Below are 2,916 nucleotides of genomic sequence, written 5' to 3'. Positions count from 1 at the left end.
TCGCCGACGCCGAGGAGCTGCCGCTGCTGCGGGGGGCCAAGGCCGAGGGGCTGCGCGTGACCGCCTCCACGAGCCCGCACCTGCTCGCCCTGGTCTCGGAGGTCACCCACGGGGGCGCGGCCGCCGCCGACCTTGATCCCCCGATCCGGGACGCCGCCACGCGCGAACTCCTCTGGGACGCCCTCCGCGACGGCACCGTCGACGCGATCGCCTCCGCCCGACTCGGTCTCTCGGTGGTGTGGACGGAAGCACGCCGGAGGGGGTGTGATCTCTCGGACGTGGCCGGCTGGATGTCCGGGACGACGGCCGCGATCGTCGGTCTCGAGGACCGGGGGGAGATCCGGACGGGTCTGAGGGCCGACTTCACCGCCGTCGCGGACGACGAGGCGTTCGTCGTCCTCCCCGGTGCCCGGGAGCTCGGTTCCGCCGACTCGGTGTACGCGCAGAGGGCCCTGGCGGGAGTGGTCCGCTGGACCATGACCGACGGCCGGTTCGTCGATCCCCGCTCCCTGCCCCGGGGCGCCGTCCTGTCCCGATCCGCCACATGAACCCCGCCGTCGACCGACTGGCGTTCCTCCCGTTCCCGGCGGGCGTGACCTCGGCCCTGCTCATCACCGAGTACGCCATCAAGATCCTCGCCCTGGGCATGGTGCCGGAGAATCGGCAGCCCTCCTCCTCTCAGGCCTGGTTGCTGGCGATCCTGTTCATCCCGATCGTCGGCGTGCCGCTGTTCCTGCTGCTGGGAAACCCGTACATCACCGGCCGACGGCACGTCATCCAGGCCGAGGCCAACCGGCTCTACGAGGAGGCGCTGGAGAAGTGGCCCACGGTCCCCGACAGCGTGCGGATCCCGCCCGGGGTGCGGACGGTTCTCGAGATGAACCGGAACCTCACCGCGATCCCGTGCATGTCCGGCGAGTTCGTGGGGCTGTACTCGGACTACGCGGCCTCGCTCGCCACGATGACGGACGCGGTGCGGTCCGCCCGGGACCACGTGCACATCGAGTTCTACGCCCAGTCCTGGGACGACGAGACCGACGAGTTCTTCACCGCCGCGGTCGAGGCGGCGGAGAGGGGGGTGACGGTCCGGGTGCTGGTCGACCACCTCGGGTCCCTGCGGTACCGGGGCTTCAAGGTGCTACGACGGAGGTTGCGCCACTCGCCGGTCGAGATGCACCTCATGCTGCCGATCAACCCGTTCGTCGGGAGGTTCCGCCGGCCCGACCTGCGCAACCACCGCAAGATGCTCATCGTCGACGGCGACCACGGGTTCATCGGCTCGCAGAACCTCATCGCCCGGAACTACGGCAGCCCCCGCAACACCCGCCTCGGCCGGGAGTGGGTGGACCTCATGATGGAGGTCCGGGGTGAGATCGTCCAGGCGATGAACGGGGTGTTCGCGGTGGACTGGTACTCCGAGAGCGGTGAGGTCATCGAGACTTTCGAGGAGCTCTCCCGCGGCACGTCGGTCGGTGCCGGAGGCGCGGGAGGCGACCCCACCGCCGGCGACCCGGTCAGCGCCTTCCAGCTCGTCCCCTCGGGGCCCGGATACCGCACGCAGCCGAACCTGCGCATGTTCACCCAGCTCATCGGCCAGGCCGAGCACAGGATCAGGATCGTCAGCCCGTACTTCGTCCCGGACGAGGCGTTGCTCCACTCGATCACCTCCGCGTCCTACAGAGGTGTCGACGTGGAGTTGTTCGTCCCCGAACACGCGGACCAGTTCATGGTCCACCACGCCCAGCGGTCCTACTACCGTGCACTCCTCGAGGCCGGGGTGCGGATCAACAGGTTCCGCTCGCCGGCGGTACTGCACACCAAGATGATGTTGATCGACGACTACGGCGGTGTGGTGGGGTCGAGCAACATGGACCAGCGGTCGTTCAACCTGAACTTCGAGATCAGCCTGCTGGTGCTCGGCGGGGAGGCGCTGACCGAGATGAACGACGCGGTGGACGCCTACCTCGAGGAGAGCACGCCTCTCGGCCTGGATACCTGGCAGCGCCGTCCCTGGCCGGGGCGGTACGTCGACAACGTCGCGCGACTGAGTTCGGCACTCCAGTAGGGGCCGGCCCCGCGGCGGGGCCCGGCCCGGCAGTCCGGATCGGCCCTGTAGTAGTACGCTTTGCGTGCGTGGGCCGGTAGGGCCCTGCTCATGACGAGAGGCCAGCACAGATGCCCCAGAACCGTGGTTCCGGACTCCGGACCAGGCGCATCGGCGCCGTCGTCGCCGCGACCGCCCTGGCGGCGGTCGCGACCCCGGCCGTGGTGCACGGCCAGGAGACCTCGGGTTCCGACTCCTCGGTGCCCACCCAGACCGGCAACAGCAGCGTCGACGGCTTGACCGGCCTGATCCCCGAGGAGATCGTGGTCGGCAACCCCGGCTTCGGCGCGGGATCCGAGGGGTTGCGGGACATCGGGAGCGGAGTGGTGCCGGACACCGCGCTGTCCGTCGGCCAGGTCCTGGGCTCGGTGGCGCCGCTCGAGGCGCTGGGGTCGGCGGGTGGATCCGCGGTGGCCTCCGTGGCCTCCTCCGGCAGCCTGCCCGGGTCCGTCTACGTCAACCCGACCGGCTCGATCGGGTCGGGCACCATCGGGCTCGGCTCGCTCTCGATCCCCGAGTACATCTTCCCGGTCCTCAGCGTGCAGTTCGCCGGCGGGTTCTTCGCCGCCCTGGCCGAGCGCCAGGAGGCCGGAGAGCTCTACCCGCACGAGCTGACGTTCTGGAACGACGTGGTGGTGGGCTCGGCCGAGGCCGGCGGGTTCCTCGAGGACGCCGCCGCCGACGCCGGCACCGAGCTCCCCGGCGCACTGGCCGGAAGCATCGACGCGGTGCAGCGTTCCGCGTTGCAGGACCCGTTCGAGGAGAACGAGCGGCGCAGGGCCATCGCGGAGGCCGCCGCGGAGGCGGAGGCC

Annotated in this window: 2 protein-coding genes and 1 pseudogene; all 3 read left to right on the top strand. The window is 70.6% G+C overall.

Translation table 11 applies throughout. The features are described 5' to 3' along the window. Nucleotides 1–548, top strand: a pseudogene (locus tag G6020_RS08790) (allantoinase); the annotation flags it as partial. Continuing rightward, complete coding sequence (locus G6020_RS08785) at nucleotides 545–2,065, top strand: phospholipase D-like domain-containing protein (protein WP_182610356.1); 1,521 nt, start codon at nucleotides 545–547, stop codon at nucleotides 2,063–2,065. The pseudogene G6020_RS08790 and the gene G6020_RS08785, both read left to right, overlap by 4 nt. 110 nt (nucleotides 2,066–2,175) lie before the next feature. Beyond that, a partial coding sequence (locus tag G6020_RS08780; protein ID WP_182610355.1) for a hypothetical protein occupies nucleotides 2,176–2,916 on the top strand: 741 nt, incomplete at its 3' end.

The sequence above is a fragment of the Dietzia sp. B19 genome (assembly GCF_014145155.1).
In the GTDB taxonomy this organism is placed as follows: Bacteria; Actinomycetota; Actinomycetes; order Mycobacteriales; family Mycobacteriaceae; genus Dietzia; species Dietzia natronolimnaea.
This window is presented reverse-complemented; position numbering and strand designations above follow the sequence as displayed.